Annotated in this window: 14 protein-coding genes and 2 pseudogenes; 7 read left to right on the top strand and 9 right to left on the bottom strand. The window is 61.2% G+C overall.

What is annotated here, in order from left to right:
* Positions 1–183 precede the first annotated feature (183 nt).
* From ABQE44_RS23740 to ABQE44_RS23725, 4 genes are all read right to left on the bottom strand, one after another.
* Positions 184–795 carry a class I SAM-dependent methyltransferase gene (locus ABQE44_RS23740; RefSeq protein WP_448432250.1) on the bottom strand — a complete coding sequence of 204 codons (612 nt, stop codon included), beginning with the start codon at positions 793–795 and terminating at the stop codon, positions 184–186.
* A 403-nt stretch (positions 796–1,198) separates the two neighbouring features.
* Positions 1,199–2,197 carry an NAD-dependent epimerase/dehydratase family protein gene (locus tag ABQE44_RS23735; RefSeq protein ID WP_448432248.1) on the bottom strand — a complete coding sequence of 333 codons (999 nt, stop codon included), beginning with the start codon at positions 2,195–2,197 and terminating at the stop codon, positions 1,199–1,201.
* Between the two features lie 18 nt (positions 2,198–2,215).
* Positions 2,216–3,478: a glycosyltransferase family 4 protein gene (locus tag ABQE44_RS23730; RefSeq protein ID WP_448432246.1), complete on the bottom strand. Its 1,263-nt coding sequence runs from the start codon at positions 3,476–3,478 to the stop codon at positions 2,216–2,218.
* 90 nt (positions 3,479–3,568) lie between these two features.
* Entirely contained in the window at positions 3,569–5,119 is a 1,551-nt protein-coding gene (locus ABQE44_RS23725; RefSeq protein ID WP_448432244.1) for a sugar transferase, read from the bottom strand.
* A gap of 876 nt (positions 5,120–5,995) precedes the next feature.
* Between ABQE44_RS23725 and ABQE44_RS23720 the strand changes: the two genes are divergently transcribed.
* Positions 5,996–6,556, top strand: coding sequence for an arsenate reductase/protein-tyrosine-phosphatase family protein (locus ABQE44_RS23720; RefSeq protein ID WP_448432243.1), 561 nt, complete (start codon positions 5,996–5,998; stop codon positions 6,554–6,556).
* 102 nt (positions 6,557–6,658) lie between these two features.
* On the opposite strand, the gene ABQE44_RS23715 is transcribed toward ABQE44_RS23720, so the two are convergent.
* Positions 6,659–8,440: an SLC13 family permease gene (locus ABQE44_RS23715; protein WP_448432241.1), complete on the bottom strand. Its 1,782-nt coding sequence runs from the start codon at positions 8,438–8,440 to the stop codon at positions 6,659–6,661.
* Positions 8,441–8,811: 371 nt separating this feature from the next.
* Here ABQE44_RS23715 and ABQE44_RS23710 point away from each other — a divergent pair, with 371 nt between their 5' ends.
* Positions 8,812–9,777, top strand: coding sequence for an endonuclease/exonuclease/phosphatase family protein (locus ABQE44_RS23710; RefSeq protein WP_448432239.1), 966 nt, complete (start codon positions 8,812–8,814; stop codon positions 9,775–9,777).
* 65 nt (positions 9,778–9,842) lie between these two features.
* Here ABQE44_RS23710 and ABQE44_RS23705 read toward each other — a convergent pair whose 3' ends face one another.
* Positions 9,843–10,157: a DUF732 domain-containing protein gene (locus tag ABQE44_RS23705; protein ID WP_448432237.1), complete on the bottom strand. Its 315-nt coding sequence runs from the start codon at positions 10,155–10,157 to the stop codon at positions 9,843–9,845.
* A gap of 385 nt (positions 10,158–10,542) precedes the next feature.
* Here ABQE44_RS23705 and ABQE44_RS23700 point away from each other — a divergent pair, with 385 nt between their 5' ends.
* The 4 genes and pseudogenes from ABQE44_RS23700 to ABQE44_RS23685 form a co-directional block, all read left to right on the top strand.
* Positions 10,543–10,842 carry a hypothetical protein gene (locus ABQE44_RS23700; protein WP_448432235.1) on the top strand — a complete coding sequence of 100 codons (300 nt, stop codon included), beginning with the start codon at positions 10,543–10,545 and terminating at the stop codon, positions 10,840–10,842.
* 188 nt (positions 10,843–11,030) lie between these two features.
* On the top strand, positions 11,031–11,237 hold the full coding sequence (locus ABQE44_RS23695) for an EspA/EspE family type VII secretion system effector (protein ID WP_448432233.1): 207 nt from the start codon (positions 11,031–11,033) through the stop codon (positions 11,235–11,237).
* Between the two features lie 358 nt (positions 11,238–11,595).
* Positions 11,596–11,849: pseudogene (locus ABQE44_RS23690) on the top strand (alpha/beta hydrolase); the annotation flags it as partial.
* Positions 11,848–12,087, top strand: a pseudogene (locus tag ABQE44_RS23685) (LppA family lipoprotein); the annotation flags it as partial. The pseudogenes ABQE44_RS23690 and ABQE44_RS23685, both read left to right, overlap by 2 nt.
* Here ABQE44_RS23685 and ABQE44_RS23680 read toward each other — a convergent pair.
* Positions 12,083–12,565: a hypothetical protein gene (locus ABQE44_RS23680; RefSeq protein WP_448432231.1), complete on the bottom strand. Its 483-nt coding sequence runs from the start codon at positions 12,563–12,565 to the stop codon at positions 12,083–12,085. The pseudogene ABQE44_RS23685 and the gene ABQE44_RS23680 sit on opposite strands and share 5 nt — an antisense overlap.
* Here ABQE44_RS23680 and ABQE44_RS23675 point away from each other — a divergent pair.
* Positions 12,564–12,713, top strand: coding sequence for a hypothetical protein (locus ABQE44_RS23675; protein WP_448432229.1), 150 nt, complete (start codon positions 12,564–12,566; stop codon positions 12,711–12,713). The genes ABQE44_RS23680 and ABQE44_RS23675 overlap by 2 nt on opposite strands.
* Here the strand turns inward: ABQE44_RS23675 and ABQE44_RS23670 are convergent.
* Positions 12,703–14,325 (bottom strand): alpha/beta hydrolase, encoded by a 1,623-nt coding sequence (locus tag ABQE44_RS23670; RefSeq protein ID WP_448432227.1) that lies wholly within the window; start codon positions 14,323–14,325, stop codon positions 12,703–12,705. The two genes, ABQE44_RS23675 and ABQE44_RS23670, sit on opposite strands and share 11 nt — an antisense overlap.
* A 6-nt stretch (positions 14,326–14,331) precedes the next feature.
* Entirely contained in the window at positions 14,332–14,667 is a 336-nt protein-coding gene (locus tag ABQE44_RS23665; RefSeq protein WP_448432225.1) for a WXG100 family type VII secretion target, read from the bottom strand.
* Positions 14,668–14,781: the final 114 nt, after the last annotated feature.

The raw sequence follows: 14,781 nt of genomic DNA, 5'->3' as shown, positions 1-14,781 counted from the left end.
TTTGATTTGACGGCGATGGTTTCACGGAGTTCGGCGTTGTGGATTCCGGGGACAGCGAACGGGTGACTTGCTATTCGTCGTTAGCGTCGATGACCGTAGCGGTAGTAGCCAGCCGCAGGACCGCGGCCGCGTCGAGGGAGATCGCCGCGCCGCCAACGCGATCACTTGTTAAGTCGTCCCTCGTCACCGCTTCTTCGCGCGCAACCACACCGTCCGGGATGGCCCCCACCAGCGAACGGCATTATAGTCCGGTCGAATCAGCCTTTTGACTAGATCTTTCGCGAGATTTACCGGAGTCAGACGTGGAAATCGGTAGCGCTTGACTATCTCAACATCCATACCAAGAGTGTCTACGATTAAACTCAAAGTCGGCCTGCCCGCGAATATGAGATGGTCAGGAAACCACAGTTCACCCGGTAGATCCCTTCGCTCGATATCTCCACCGTTGCCCGTTTGGATAAGCAACTCTCCACCCGGTACCAACAGGTCTCTCGCTTGCGCTAGGAACTTGACAGGTTCTGGCAAGTGCGAAAACACATTCAGCAGAGAAATGTGCGTGAATTGAGCCGACAAGTCACCGAGAACACGATATGAAACATCGAGTCCGCGAGAACGTGCATACGCAGCTTTGCGCTCATTCGGCTCGCTGCCGATAAGCGTTGAATCAGCATGGACCGTAGCTCTAAGCGCACTGAGAAATTCGCCATATCCACAGCCAATGTCCAGCCAATTCACATGACGATCGACCAGGCCCGCCCCGTACAGGTCTGCCAGTGTTTTGCGATACTCGCGCACGCGACCTTTACCTCGAGGCTTCGCGTTCGTATCTATAGTCTTATCACCCGAGTGTGCACCGTATTGCAACGAACGGTCACGATCGGCGAGACTAGGCCACGGCCAAAGGTAAACCAGACTGCAATTTGTACATCGGACGGCCGAGAACCCATTTTCTTCGCCCCATGGCGTCGCTTCGGTGTGAGCGCAAACTCTGCAGCCTTCGGTTACAACCACCATGCCGATTCCCTTTGAGTGATAGTACGACGAAGCTGCGGCAGCGGATCGCGGAACGGCCTGCCATCTGCATTCCGCATACCAGAGCTTTGGTATCGCTGTTTATCTCACGCCCCCTGATGTGGCTTCGGGACTAAATGTCCTGCTTCGTTCGACAAACTTCGCGAAATCCGGACTGGATATTAACTCAGCCCGCAGCTCGCACAGCTCCATGTGTGGACAACTGATCGTGGATCCACCGATACGTCTTTTCCAGACCATCTACCAGCCGCGTAGAGGGCTCCCACCCGTAGGTTGATTGGATCATCGTGTTGTCACTATTGCGGCCGCGAACGCCAAGCGGTGCATCTAGCTTGTAGTTGCGCTTGACCGTTACCCCAGCGATTTGTTCGATGATATCGACCAGCTGATTAATGCTGACAAGTTCAGAGCTGCCCAAGTTGACCGGCTCTCGACTGTCGCCCTTAGCAATTCGCATCGTGCCCTCGACGCAATCATCGATATACATGAAGCTGCGGGTTTGCTCACCATCCCCCCAGATTTCGATTTCGTGCCGACCGCTGAGGACGGCCTCGGCGACTTTGCGGCTCAACGCCGCGGGCGCTTTTTCGCGGCCTCCCTCGAAGCTACCGATCGGCCCGTACACGTTGTGGTACCGCGCCACCCGCGTTTCGAGGCCGAAATCCTCAAGAAAATGCCGACACATCCGTTCGGTGAAGAGTTTTTCCCACCCGTAGCCATCCTCAGCCATGGCGGGATATGCATCGGCCTCTTTCAACGCCGTCACGTCCGCATCCACCTGTTTGTCCGCTGCGTACACACAGGCCGAGCTCGAATAGAAGTATCGGCTCACGTCGGCATCCCGGGCAGCAACCAGCATGTGAGTGCTGGTCAGAACAGATAACATGCAATCCGCTTTATGGGTCTCGATGAATCCCATGCCACCCATGTCTGCTGCCAGCATGTAGACGGTGTCCACCCCATCCACAGCCTGCTTGCAGTCTTCGATCTTCGAGAGGTCCAGCTGCATCGGCTCGACGTCCGCGGGCACTTGATACCAATCCTCAATTGGCTTGATATCAGCACCTCGGACTTTTGCTCCCGACGCGGCCAATGTTTTGGCCAAATGTCCCCCAATGAATCCGCCAGCTCCGGCAACGAGGACTGTTTCAGTCTTGCCAGTCATGTCCAATCCCTCCGGTCACTACCCTTGCGCCTCAATCTTCCCCCGCGTTCTGCCGGCCGCCGTCGCTGGCCCAAGTTCTTGATGTAGCGTTTGGCTTTCGCCAACAGCGTATCGAATCACACTCTCGAAGCCGTCGCCTACGGTACTGATATCAAACGCATGCTCTGCATAACGACGGCCGTTTGCGCCTAGTTCTTGGCGCAGCTTCGGACTGGAGATGAGTTTGGCAAGTGCAGTTTTCGCGCACGCAGTGTCGCCAGGTGGACCAACGATTCCCGCATTAGCGTGCTCAAGCATTTGTGCCGCAGCATTTTCCGCGGGCAAGAGGGCTAGCACCGGCCGCTCCGCACACAGGTAGTTAAGAATCTTCGACGGAACCGAATAGCGGCTTGCGTCAGGTTCGAGGATCACGAGAAATACGTCGGCGCTAGCTAGCATGTCAGGAAGCTGCTCGTAGGGCTGATAATCCATGAGGACCAGGTTGTGTGCGCCGCGGCAGTGCTCCTCGAGCCACTCTCTGCCCTTACCTTCCGAGACCACGACGATTTGACAATCATCTGGCGCCGTACGCGCCAGTTCGGCGATAATCGACGGATCGTGTTTAAGCCCAAGGGTTCCGGCATACATCACAACAGTAGAGCCGTTAAGTCCATGGGCCAGTGACCAGGCGTTGACCCGCGGCTTACTCGGAACCTCGTCCAACGCGCCCCAGTTGGGGATGACACGCACCTTATCTGTCTGAATACCCCAGCGATTCAGTTTCTCAACGAAGGCATCAGCGATCGGCACGATGGCGGTCGCGCGACGCGCAATGGTGTGTTCGATGCGGTCTACAATCCTAGCTATGAGCTTGCCGATAACTCCAAGCCGCTGGCGGGCCGTCGTTCCGACTGCCTCGCTGTAGACGTCTTGCCACCACGAAATGTACGGAATTTCCCGAACTCTCAGCGCTAACGAGACAAAAAATAGTGGTAGGACGGGAAAATTCGCAAAGATCACCGCATCTGGACGAGCCGCGAGGATCGCCCGCAACGACAACCAACCGTACTTCAGTTCTTGGCAGATGCGACGAGCCGGCGAGTACCGCGCGAACTCAGTCTTTAGGGAAATCCCCTGCACCGAGAACGAATCCGGGTCATCGGACTGGCGCGCCGTCGCACCTTGTCCGGTTGCGACGGACTGGCAATAGTGGTGCGCCACAGTATGGCCACGGCGCGCCAGCTCGCGACTGAGCTGGAGTTGCCCGGGATGGCCCGCGAAGTCATGCACGACGAGCTTCATACGGCTACCAACCATCCTAAGACATTCTCAAATTTACATGCTTCCGAGGACCAAACCGGCCTGCCCCGGAACCAATCTTCGCTGCCCGATTCACCTTTCGCGGTAAACCAAAACTTCGCGGAAAGTTCGGATAACAATCTTGATATCTAGCCAGAGCGACCAGTTTTCTATGTAGAAATTGTCGTACCGGGCGCGGTCAGCGATCGAAGTGTCTCCTCTTAGGCCACTAACCTGAGCAAAACCGGTGAGCCCGACCTGCACCCGGTGACGGTGAGCATACCTGTCGAATTGCGTAGAAAACTGCTCCACAAAGTGGGGTCGTTCTGGCCGCGGCCCCACGAGCGTCATATCGCCGCGAAGGATATTCCAGAGTTGCGGCAGCTCGTCGATCGAAGTGCAACGCAGAAACCGTCCGACAGGGCCGACGCGATTGTCGCTCGCAACGCACCACTTCGTCTGGGACTCAACGTCATTGGCGGGCCGCATCGATCGGAACTTCAGGAGCTCAAAGTGCTTGCCGTCGCGTCCCACTCTAACTTGCCGGAAAATTATGCCGGGCCCACCTTCGATCCGTACCGCGAGCGCAGTCAGGGCCAGTACGGGCAGCACGATGGTCAGAGCCAAAACAGCGGCTGCAACGTCGAAGGTGCGCTTGACCAGCCGCGCCGGTCCATGGAGATTGGGATTGCGGACACGCATGATCGGGATGGAACCGATGTGGTCAGCCATGCCAGTTAGAGTGTGGAAGTGATGCATACGCGGGACGACAAGTAACTCTGTGCTTTGACACGCTCCTGTACGTACCGCATCCGTCAACGCATGTTCTTCGAAATTTCCGTCGGCGACCAACAACATGTCGGCGCCGGTTGTCAACACGGCCATGTCCAGGTCTCCAAGGTGGCCAAGGCGTGGCAGATACCGCGCTGCTGGACAGTCGTCTCCGTCGTCGACGAAGCCGATTACCTCAAGCCCATACTCGCGGTGCTGATCGAGAATTCGGGCCAACTCTGCGGCCAATGGACCGCCTCCGACCAAGACGGTCTGGTGCTTTGTAATTCCGCGTCGACGGGCCAAGGCGAGGAACCGGGTGATGACGACCCGGCCTGCAATAACAAGTGCTGCTGCCTGTAGGGCGGTCTCTACGAAGATTGACACCTGCGGCTTCTGGTGCAAGAAAAGAATGACTGCAGAGACCGCCGCCATCGCAGTGAGTAGCCGAGTAACAATGAACGGCAGTTCGTCCAACACACTGAGATGCAGTCGTGCGACGTGTCGACCGCCGCCATTGAGGAGAAGTGTCGCAAGGACAGCCATCGTCAGCAGTGAAGTCGGCTGGGGCGGCCGCCACGCAAGTGGAGCCAATATCAGTGCGAAGTCTACGACGGGTACAACCATCCACCATCGGATACGACCGAGAAACGGAACGCTTGCGGCCTTACGGATGGCGGCAGTGTGCGGAACATGCTCGATGACGTCGACAGGCCCGCGACATGCGCCACCGCCCGGCGCCGACGACGGCATAACGACACCCCGACGACCATCTAATACCCGGACATTGTCAGCGAAATGGCTCGCGCCTTCAGGATCGTCGTGAAATGAATTTCGTGGTGACGTATGCGGCACTGGATCGACAACCGTCACAACAACCCCCCGGCATTTGCTTCTGCGCGGCCCTCGAGGCCGCCCCCGTCCTGTCGCGCATGCGCGTACCACCCACAGTTCATGCCACACCCCCAAGTAGCCGCCTCACGACGGCGCTGTCGCTGAGAACTCCAATCCCGACACCCAATTAACGGCCCGCCGTGCGGCGCGCACCGGGTCTTCCCCTCGTTCTCAGCTAGACACTCAGCATATTAACTGAAAGGGGGTCGAGGAATCAGGGGTTTCCCTATCTTTTGGCCACCACCTGGGAAATTGACTATAGTGTCAGTGTTGCAATGCCGCTGTTGGCGACTGAACTCCAAGTGCGATCGCCGGACCCTTGGGCCTCCACTGACGAGCGATGCACTCGGCGCCCTTGAGGAACTACGGCAAAAGATTGAGTTAGCTGCACATAAGGGCGGGCAGGCTCGTTACCTCATTGTTAATATGAGCGGGGCCCCCAGTAACAGATGTTGGCAATCGCAATCTCACCGTTGCGCAGTGGCGTCGGGAAGTTTTGCCGAGTGCTTGTCTTTGCCTTCATAGGCGACCGCCGTTGGCCGGGCGCGGTAGGGCACTATGCCGGACAGCTCCGATCGTGGGTCACTCACGAAGACGAGGGGCTTGGCGGAAGCTGCGTTCGGCGAGCATGACATCAGCCATGCAGCGTCTGATGCAACCACCGGTTGATACCAGACTCTTCGATGAAGCGCGCGAAAGCGGCCTTGCTGGTCGGCTCCACCAATCGGCAACCAATTGTCGGCACGCGTGGTGGTCTGCTAGGGCCGCTTACCGAACCGAAAATGCCCATAGGCTGTGCACAGTGTGACCCCGTAACACCACCGATAAGGGCCAGGTATTGACGCCGGGTACTGTATGCCGTTCACTTCGGCCCAACGTCATTTCACAGGAGTTGCTCTGCGGTTACTGTTTATCTGCACTGGAAACATCTGCCGGTCACCTATGGCAGAGCGACTTGCCGCCGCGTATGGCGCCCGGCTTCAAATCCCGCACTTGCAAACAGCCAGCGCCGGAACCCAGGCAGTCATCGGGCATGCAATCCAATCCGACGCGGCATTGGTCCTTGAGAAGTTGGGTGGCGACTCGGCCAACTTCGCCGCGCGCCAACTCACGTCCAGGATCGCTTCAGACGCCGATCTAGTACTCACCATGACAAGGGCGCACCGCGATGCTGTCCTAGAACTTGCTCCGCGCCAACTCAATAAGACGTTCACCCTGAGCGGCGCGGCCCGACTCGTATCGGACTTCAATGCACGAAACGTCCCCGACCTCGCAGCACTTCGCCCGCAGTTTCGCACGTCCGACCTGTTGGACATCCCCGACCCAATAGGTTGCACACCGGACTTCCACGCGACCGTCGGTTCGCAGATCGCTGAACTTCTGCCGCCGATCCTCTCCCTTTGCCGACCCAAATAGTTCGGGATAGACCGGCGACGTCTCGCACCGCAATCGTGGCCTGAGCTGGAAACTAGTCGAGCGAAATCGATGGCCAGCATGACCATGCTCTCGCAGCGCAACTCAATGGAAGGGAAAGAACACGGGCACCAGTGCCGGAGTCGCAATCAACACAAGAAGAGTCAATGGTGCACCCAGACGCGCGAAATCGGTGTATCGATAGCCGCCCATCGCCCACACCATGGTGTTGGTTTGATACCCAATCGGCGTCAAGAACGACAGACTCGCGCCGAATATGATCACCACGGCGAACGGTAGGGCATTGAGGCCAGCTTGCTCGGCAATGGCGATGGCGATGGGGAACATGAGTGCGGCCGCTGCGGTGTTCGAGACCACCTCCGTCACCAGCATGGTGGCTGCAAGCACGGCAACCAGCAATCCGTAGGGGCCCAATGAGCCGGCGGCGCTCATCACCAACTGCGCCATGGTCGAGGCAAGTCCGCTGTCCTGCACCGCAATCCCAATGCCGAAACTCGTTGCCATCAGTAGAAGAACATTTGCGTCGATGGACCGACGTGCATCTTCGACTGTCACGATCCTGGCCACAACCAGCCCGAACGCAACCAGCAGCGATACCTGCAACAGACTCATTAACCCGGTTCCGGCCACGACCAGTAGCGCAGCGATGCAGACCTCGACCACCCTGGCGTGCTCACCGCGAAGAGGCCGATCCCAGTTGAGCGGAGCAACGACGGCGAAGTCTCGGTGCTGACGATACCGTTGAGCGAAGTCGGGTCCCGCCAGCACCAGGAGGACATCTCCCGCCCGAAGGCGCACCTCGCCGAGCTTGCCTTTCAACTGCTCACTGGAACGATGAACCGCAACGACTGCCGACGCGTAACGACGGCGAAAGCCCGAGGCTTTCAAGCTGGATCCCACCAGCGGTGATCCGGCACTGATCACGGCTTCGACGAACTGGCGCTGCGGATTACGCGCCAGGTCGTCGAAGTGGCGGGCTTCCGCCGAGACGAGCCCCGCCATCCGGTGCAGGTCCAATACCCTAGCGAGGTTGCCGACGAAAACCAACCGATCCCCGGCTGCGAGCGGCAGGTTCGGTCCAATCGCTGCAAGCACCTTCTTAGCGCGCTCGATTTCTACCAGAAACACACCGTCGAGGTTGCGGAGGCCAGCTTCAGCAACCGTGGCGCCGGCTAACGTACTATGGGCGGGAATGGTCATTTCCACGGTGAATTCCCGCTCCGACTCGGCCAGGCTGTCGGTCGGCGTGTGACGCTCCCGCAGCAGGTACGGGCCCAGAAGTACGAGAAGGACCACCCCGCCGATCGCAAGGGGTAGGCCAACCCCGAAAATCGAGAACACGCTCATGCGGCCCAGTCCGGCTTTATCGATCAGATCGTTGACGAACAGGTTGGTCGACGTGCCGATCATCGTCATCGACCCGCCCAGGATGATCGCGTAGCTCAGCGGCATGAGGTAGCGCGATGGCGACCGTCCGGTACGCCGACACCAGCGGACCACGCGTGGCGCAAGCATGGCCACCAATGGCGTGTTTGTGATGAACGCAGATACTGCCGCAGACGGTGCGCAGACCCGCATGAGTTCGCGATGGGGCCGTGACTGCGCTCCGTTACCCAGCAAGCGGGACGTGACCCCCTCGAATGCTCCAGTGGCGTCTGCCGCGCCGGCCAGCACATAGAGTGCGGCAACTACGGCTAGCGACTCGTTGGCGAATCCATCAAGAACCTGGCCTTGGTCAATCACACCGGCCAAAAAGAGAGCCAACACGGCGCCGCCCATGATCAATGTCGGATTGAACCGGTCCAGCACCAAAACCACTATCGCCACGACCACCACCGCAAGTGTGATCCAGCCGTCCACAGTCATATTCGCCGCCCCTGTCTCCCGCCCACGAGCGAGGACACCTCCCCAATCCACACCGTCTCATCGTGTGCTTCCACCATGAATATGCAGTCGCCGAGTCAAGCTAACCGACAAAGTACCTATAACTTCGCCGCATACAATGCAACATCCACACCGCGGATGACGAGTGTTTCAGCAGCAGTGCGATCCCATAAGAGGGCAACTGCACCTGACCCGAACCACCTCGGCGCGGTTCGCGTGGGCGCACTCAGCGTCCCTTAAACGTCAATCCGGTCGATCGACGGCACGGGTGACCCGCATCGTCATCGACTGGTAGCCTTCCGCCAATTGCAAGCACAGAGAGGACGTGCCGTTCCTTGTCCGGCAGACTTCGTGTGCGCCTGACAGTGCTGGCAGTCGCGGCTCTGGCGTTCTCACTCGCCGCGTTGTTCTTTCGGGCTCATCCGATTTCGAATGTCGTTGAGCTTGTCGCTGCCGTGAGTTCGCCTTACGTGCCGTTGCTGGCGCTGTCGGGCCTGACACTCTTGATCCTGTGCCGCCGGATCGTCCTGTCGATCATCGCGGTGGTTGTCGTGGCGACGACTTTGGCAGCCCAGCTGCCCTGGTACTACTTCGGAAGTCCGGCTGATGTCGGGCCACACGCCGATATCCGCGTGCTTTCGTCGAACCTCCGTAAGGGACGGGCGGACGCGTCGTCATTTGTCGGATTGGCCAAGGACAGCGCGGATCTCATCACCGTGGCGGAGTTGACACCCGAGGAGGCCCGACGCTTCTCACACGCCGGAATTGAAGAAGTATTCCCCTATTCAGTGCTCAAACCCGCGCCCAATGCCGGCGGTATCGGTTTATGGAGTCGGTTTCCGCTGTCTGCGGTGAGGCCGGGGAAGCATCGAGATGCTGCCATAGTGGCAGGGCGAGTGCGGGTCCCGCACGTGCGACTCGACCCGCTTATCGTGAGTGTGCACATCACCTCCCCGGTCACGGCCGAAGCGGGGTCGTTCGACAGGTGGCGAAACGGTATAGCCGAAACCAAAGAAGACCTAAATCGTTTCACCGAGCAGGCCGGGCCGGCAGCCGTCATCGTCGCCGGAGACTTCAACAGCACACCGGATATGCGTCAGTTCCGCGAACTGTCGACCAACGGTTATCGCGATGCCGTCGAACAGACCGGGGCAGGCTTAGCGCCGACATTCCCTTCCAACAAATGGTTTCCGCCCGTGCTGGTAATCGACCACGTACTGACCCGAAACGCTGCCGCTTCGTCGATCCGGACGGTAACCATTCCAGGCTCCGACCACCGCGCGCTGCTGGCAACTATTGAAGTTCCACTTGACCCGTAACCGATCTCGACAGGAGGCCAGGGTTAAGCCTTCTGGCAGAGATGACCGATCCTACTCACCAAACATTAGCAATAGGCTCTATTCGCGGCCCTAGCGAAGTCTGAAAGTTCGGTTCCGACCCATCCCATGTCGTCGTACAGCTTGTTGTACATGGGCCCCATGTTCGCGTTCGGCCTGCTGCGCGCGAGACAGTATTCTTTTCCAGCCCGAATCACCTCGGTTCGGTTGGCGTAGGTCACACCCTCGATGTCGAGCAACTCGATGAACTCGTCGTCGTTCGCGTCAGCATGCGCCGGCGCGACGGATACCACGGCGCCGGCCCCGACCAGAAGAGCTGCTAACGCTGCCATTGCGCTACGGCGAACGGCAGTTAATCCCATTATTTCTCCCCTCTTACTCGAGTCGCCCTCCCCTTGCGCATTTCGAGCGACCGAATCACCACCGTACCGAACGACTTCGCCGCTATCAGGAAATCAAACCGGTCAAGCGGTCGTACGGCAGCCCTGGCCCGTCGTCGTCGCCGACAACTGCGAAGTGCGCATCAGGATTCGACCTGACAAAGACCAGTGCGTTTACAGAAATTGATACAGTTCTTCATGCGGGCTCGCTCTTCTGACACTGCTCGGGGTGCTCGTTGATACTGGCCGCCGTCTTCTGATCCTTCTTCGCCTTGACACCTTCCGGCGTCACCGCTGAGTTACCTGGATGCCCTCGTGACGCAACGGGATTGGTGCAGTTCAAATCGAGCCGGTATTCCTTTGACCGATGACTCCTTCCGCGGGAGTCGAGGAAAATCGACTTCGGCCAATTGGTGACGATGCAGTCGTCCTGCTGCTGCTCGCTTCCACGCACGGCGGCAACCACCGGCGTGCCATTTCGTTTGCCGATCTGCGCTGCGGATCGGAGTACTTCTTCCCGATGTACGGGTCCGCAGACGCGACGCCTGACCCGACCATCACCAGCGAAAGCACCACAGCAATTCCGACACCCACTATGCGCACGAACCAACTTCTCATCGAAGATTCCTGCCCCGCGGAAGATGACGCGATCAAACGCTGCCCATGACGCTAGGCGCACCTGCCGTCGGCAATTTGTCGTTCCGTCGTCTTGCCAACCAAGTCCCAGCACACCATCAGGTACCTGCCAGCAACCGTCGTCGCATAGCGCAAACCCGCCCAGCACGCGTCGCACCAATTTTCGTGATCGCACCACCCGCCCGTACGTGACACTGGATTCATGCCCGGGACCGATCCGTGAGCGCGATCGATGCGTTCTATGCGGTGTGGACCAACGCGCGAGATACCTTCGGCCAGGGCACACCGCAGGACGGCGCGCCGTTTGACGACGGCGCAGCGCTTCGGCGGCTGGGCAGCGACGTCGCGAGCGCAGCACCCGGGTCGGTGTGGTCGGGCGACGCCGCCTCCGCCTACAACGCCAAGAACACCGGCCATCGGCGGTAATCGAGCGCATCGCCGACCTTGACCAGCGGTTGGGCAAGACCATCGACCAGTCTGCCCGCATCGTGGCCGCGGGGCGCCACAACCTCGACACGCTGCGCGACTGGGTAACCGACGCCGCCAACAGCGTGCCGCCCAGCCACCTCCGTGAAGTCCTTTTGACCCAGATCGCCAGCAAGGGCCTGGCACGGTTGGGCGAGATCGTGCGGGGCACCAACGCTGACCTCACCGACGTCGCACGCGACATGAGCAAGCTCGGCACCGAGTGCAGCGCCCTCAACCCCAAGGAGGGCCCCCCGCCCTCCTCAGCGAGGAGAAACCCAGCGACGAGACGGGCGCCGACGACGACGACAAGACCGACATGCCCTCCGGCGACATCAACCAGGTCGACCGCGCCAACCGCGAACTCCTCCAGGAAATGCTCGACCAGTACCAGCAGCTGCCCGACGGCCAGATCAAGACCGAGCGGCTGCCGACATCGCCGCCATCCGCGAAGCCCTCAAAGTCCCCGATTCCCACCTGGTCTACCTGGAAAAACCCGACGATCCATCCCAGATGATCCCCGCGGCCGTCTCGGTGGGCGACCCATCCACCGCCGACGATGTCGCCACCAGCCGCCGACATCGTGCGCGAAGAGGCCGCCCAGTACGGAGCCACCGACGACCCGTCACTGTTCAACGAACAAGCCAAACGCGACGTCGCCATCCACGGCAACGGCTACGAGTTCAAGCTCGGCCAGATCGACGTCGCCACGCTCAACATCACCGGCGACTGCTTCCTGATGCAGAGCGTGATCGACCTGCCCCCAGGCGAGTTACCGCCCGAGCCGCCGATCGTGCGGACGCGCCCTACCCACTCTGACTCAGCACCGCCGGTCGCTGCACGTCGTCCTGGCGCAGATCACCGGGAAAGCACGGCGAGGACCCGATCAGCGAGGGTGCCTCAGTCGGGTCGGGCCGGGCCTGAATCTGCAGCACATAACCGTCGGGGGCGTAGCCGAACCGGTTCGGCTTGTCGAAGCCGTCGCGCTCGAGCACGTCCCAGCCCCAGTCTTCCCAGATCCCACCGACTTGCGCCACCAACGCGTTAACGTCCGTCCCCGGCGGCACTTTCACGTCCCGCCAGTCCTCGAGCTTCACCGGTGCGTTGCGGTCGGCCGGCTCGTCCTCGCAGTAGGTCGTGCCATCCCCAACCCTGTACCGCGTCCCGTCCAGGCTGAAGCCCTCCGGCAGCGCGTCGAGCGTCTGCTGCAGATAGCGCAGCACCGTGTCCTGCGCCTCCTGCTGGCTCGCCGGGATCTTCGGGTCGGCGGCAACCGGCAACTGCTCCATGGGACCTCCTGGGATCTCGGTGGCCCCCGACGGCGTGGGCGGCCCGAGCGGACCCGGCTCGTCCGACGAATCCCCGCAGGCAGCGACGCCCGCCGCGAGCAGCGTCGCGGCGGCTACGGTGACGAGCTTTCTGCGCATCATGGTGTGAAGGTCGGTGGTGTGACGTCAGTTCTTCCGGCAATAATGCGGCCCATGTTATCCAGTGCCGGGTTGCCCGCGCTCCAATAACTGCTGTGCGCGTCGACCGTGGGCGTCCCGAACGGGCCCGCGGCCCCCGGCGCCGCCTCGAACGGAATCCCGCCGAACCGACTGTTCATCGGATCCGGGCCCAGCGTCGCATACGTGGCGATACCGATCATGTCGTTCTCCGCGCGCGACGCGAACACGTTGGCCCCCGACGCCAAACTCAGGTCGCTGGCATTTTCGGCGAGGATCCCCGGACTACCCACCGCCACAACGCTATTCACATCCAAATGATTGCCGTCGAGTGCGGCCGCGCCCATCAACGTCGACCCGTAGCTGTGCCCGATCACCGTATCGATCGACGGCACACCCTCGTGCGACGCGCGCATCCCCGCCTGGAACGCCGCCAGATCGTCGCCGCCGTCGCGCGCATAACCTGGTGACGCCGCCTCGAACAGGTTCATCGGCCGGTCATAGCCCATCCACGTCGTGACGGAAACGTCCCCGGCCTGCAGGTTCGAATCGGCACGCATCGTCGCCAGATACATCTGTTCGGACTTCTCGGCGCTGAACTCCAGCCGACCCACGTCCTGCCCGGTGCCCGGCACGAACGTCGCATTGCGCTTGGCGGTATCGGGATCGCCCATCGACACCGCCGCATGGCCCTCGTCGTCGATCAACCCGAGCAGCCGCGGCACCCCGTCGTTGGACTGCAGCTCCCCCTCGACCGCCCGGTAGCGGCTCATATCCTGATGCGCCGCGTCCCACTTTTCTTTCCACTCCCGGTAGGCCGGCGGATTCGGGTTCGGCGTGCCCGGGCGACCACCGGCCGCCCACGCCGGATGCTCCTTGGCCAGCCGGTCGATCTCGGCCTGCGTGTCGCCGATCAGCTCGCCCAGATGCCTGCGGTTGTAGTGGTCCTTGTCGACGAACGGCATCCCCGGATGGTTGCCGACAAAGTGGTCTTGTTCGTAGAGCCAATCCTTTTCGGCTTCGGTCAACTGCTCCCAGCGCTCGTTGAACTCCTTCGGGTCTTCCGGCAGCGGCTCGGCGACCGCCTCCGGCGAGAACTCCGGGATCGGCTGATCGCCGTCGGTCATGTCGATCGCGCGGGCGAGCTCGTCGTCGACCTGGTTGGCTTCCACCAAGATCGCGTCCAGCCTGGGCTGCAGCTGCATCATCTTCAGCTCGACTTCCATGGGCGACGCGCCCGCCAGCCCCGGGCCGGGCAGGATGCGGTTGCTCACCGGGTCGACCACCATGCCCAGGCTTTCCGCCTCGTCGCGCAGCGCCGCCAGATCGGCCTCGACCTTGTCGATGCCGTCGGCGGCATTAGCAGCCGCCCGGCCGACCACCAGCTTCTCGTCGCCGTTGAGCTCGAGTTCGCGCCGGATCTCGTCGTTGGTCTGCCCCGCGGCCTCGGCCGCGTCACCGCCCCAGCTTTCGAACGCCGGCAGCGACGCGAGCACCTCGGCGGTGTGAAACGAGGCCTGGGCGCTGGCCTGCGCGGCGTGAAACACCTGACGCACCGCCTCGGCGTTCCACCGATCGATTTCGGCGACCGTCAGCCCCGTCACCGCGGCTCAGAGGTTCTGCTGCGACGCGAGCCGTTCGACCTCCGCCTTCGCCTGCTCGACCTGCTCGGCGCTGCGCTGATCCGTCGCGCCATACTCGGTGGCCGCGCACTTGAGCGCCTGGCCGTGCTCGACCACCCGAGCCTGCAGGGCCGCATCGGCCGCCTGCCACTGCGCCAACCGCTTCGCCAACGACATCGCCGACCGCCCCGTCCAGCCGGTCTGCGCCGACTCGATCTGGCCGTGCGCCGACGTGTGGCCGGTCGCCATCTCCGTGGCCTGACCGTCCGCCTGCACCGCGGAGGTGTCCAGGTGCGACAAATTGGCGCGTAGCTGCCCCGGCATGCGTCTCAGAATACCGGCAGCGTTGGCCATCCTCGTGCACCAATTCTTGGCGCCGAACAGACGCGAAAACCCCCTAAACCGCCACCGGTTTTAGGGGTTTTCGCGCCTTCTCGC

The organism is Mycolicibacterium sp. XJ2546, from assembly GCF_053483195.1.
This window is presented reverse-complemented; position numbering and strand designations above follow the sequence as displayed.

What these genes read in the sequence shown, in the direction of transcription:
- ABQE44_RS23675 (WP_448432229.1), top strand. Translation starts at nt 12,564, where the DNA reads ATGGGACCTCCTGGGATCTCGGTGGCCCCCGACGGCGTGGGCGGCCCG.
- ABQE44_RS23665 (WP_448432225.1), bottom strand. Translation starts at nt 14,667, where the DNA reads ATGCCGGGGCAGCTACGCGCCAATTTGTCGCACCTGGACACCTCCGCG.
- ABQE44_RS23680 (WP_448432231.1), bottom strand. Translation starts at nt 12,565, where the DNA reads ATGGAGCAGTTGCCGGTTGCCGCCGACCCGAAGATCCCGGCGAGCCAG.
- ABQE44_RS23705 (WP_448432237.1), bottom strand. Translation starts at nt 10,157, where the DNA reads ATGGGATTAACTGCCGTTCGCCGTAGCGCAATGGCAGCGTTAGCAGCT.
- ABQE44_RS23715 (WP_448432241.1), bottom strand. Translation starts at nt 8,440, where the DNA reads ATGACTGTGGACGGCTGGATCACACTTGCGGTGGTGGTCGTGGCGATA.
- ABQE44_RS23735 (WP_448432248.1), bottom strand. Translation starts at nt 2,197, where the DNA reads ATGACTGGCAAGACTGAAACAGTCCTCGTTGCCGGAGCTGGCGGATTC.
- ABQE44_RS23720 (WP_448432243.1), top strand. Translation starts at nt 5,996, where the DNA reads ATGCCGTTCACTTCGGCCCAACGTCATTTCACAGGAGTTGCTCTGCGG.
- ABQE44_RS23730 (WP_448432246.1), bottom strand. Translation starts at nt 3,478, where the DNA reads ATGAAGCTCGTCGTGCATGACTTCGCGGGCCATCCCGGGCAACTCCAG.
- ABQE44_RS23700 (WP_448432235.1), top strand. Translation starts at nt 10,543, where the DNA reads ATGACTCCTTCCGCGGGAGTCGAGGAAAATCGACTTCGGCCAATTGGT.